General features: G+C 70.1%; 1 protein-coding gene. It reads left to right on the forward strand.

Annotated elements, in window-relative coordinates:
- Positions 1-104: 104 nt before the first annotated feature.
- Entirely contained in the window at positions 105-1,409 is a 1,305-nt protein-coding gene (locus DQW06_RS21005) for an AI-2E family transporter (RefSeq protein WP_198048869.1), read from the forward strand.
- Positions 1,410-1,420 lie beyond the last annotated feature (11 nt).

Here is a 1,420-nt window from a genome sequence, read left to right on the forward strand (position 1 = left end):
CCGTTCGCCCCCCGCGAGACCACCCCCACGCGGCCGTCGGTCCCCCGACCTCCACCGCGCAACGTCCAGAGAATGGAGTCCATGTGCAAGCCCAGCGGCCGGGAGTGTGGGCGCTCCTGAACAAGTGGCTCTCCGCACGCAGAGCCCGCGCCGAGCGCCTCGCCAGGCTGGAGGCGGAGAACGAGCGCTCCCGTGCCGAGCCCCAGGCCGCGGACGAGGGGCCGACCGAGCAGCACCAGGGAGACGACAACCTCCTGCGGTCCATCAGCGACGTGGCCTGGCGGGTACTGCTCATCGGCGTGGTGGCGGGCCTGCTCGTCTACGTGCTCGTCTACCTGTCGGTCGTCACGCTGCCGGTGATCCTGGCGGTGTTCCTCACCGCCCTGCTCATGCCGATCGCCAACGGGCTGCGCCGCAAGGGGCTGGGCAGGGGGCTGTCGACCACCATCGCCCTGCTGGTCGGACTCATCGTCTTCAGCGGCGTGATCTCGCTGATCGTCACGCCCGCGATCCAGGGCTTCGGTCCGCTGGTGGACAGCGTCACCAGCGCGATCACCGAACTCCAGAACATCCGGCTGCCCTTCGTCGACCCGGCCCTGTTCACCGACATGATCGACGACGCCTGGATGCAGATCCAGGGCATGATCACCGAGAACCAGGACCAGCTGCTCAGCGGCGCCTGGACCGCCACCTCGGCGGTGATCTCGGTCCTGGTCGGCATCGTCCTGATCATCGCCCTGACCGTGTACTTCGTGCACTCGGGCGACCAGCTCATGGACTGGCTGGTCACCCTGCTGCCGTCCCGCTCGCGCCCGGGCATGCGCCACGCGGGCGACGTCGCCTACGGAGTCATGGGGCGCTACGTGCGCGGCGTGGCCGCGGTCGGCTTCTTCGACGCCGTCGGCATCGGGATCTTCCTGGTCTTCCTGATCGACATCAACCTGGCCATCCCGCTGATCGTGCTGACCTTCGTCGGGGCCTTCCTGCCGATCATCGGCGCCTTCGTCACCGGCCTGCTCGCCGCCCTGGTGGCCTTCGTGACCGAGGGCTGGGTCATCGCGCTGGTCGTGGTCGGCGCCGTGCTCCTGGTGCAGCAGCTGGAGAGCAACGTCTTCGCGCCGCGCATCTACGGCGCCTCGCTCGACCTGCCCTCGCCGATCGTGCTCATCGGGATCTCCGTCGGCGCGGTCGTCGGCGGCATCCCCGGCATGTTCCTGTCCACTCCGGTGGTCGCCGTGCTGGCCGCGCTGCTGCGCAACCGCCCGCCCTCCAGCGGTGACGACTCCGGCGGGGAGGACGCGGACGTGGCCGAGGTCAGAGCGGACACCGTCGTGGTCAGGGCCGACCAGGGGGCTGGCCAGGACGCCTCCGGCGGAGCCACCCCGGTCGATCCCCCCGAACAGAAGTAGGTCCGGGGGCG

Source organism: Nocardiopsis sp. TNDT3, from assembly GCF_003427465.1.
Lineage (GTDB): Bacteria > Actinomycetota > Actinomycetes > Streptosporangiales > Streptosporangiaceae > Nocardiopsis > Nocardiopsis dassonvillei.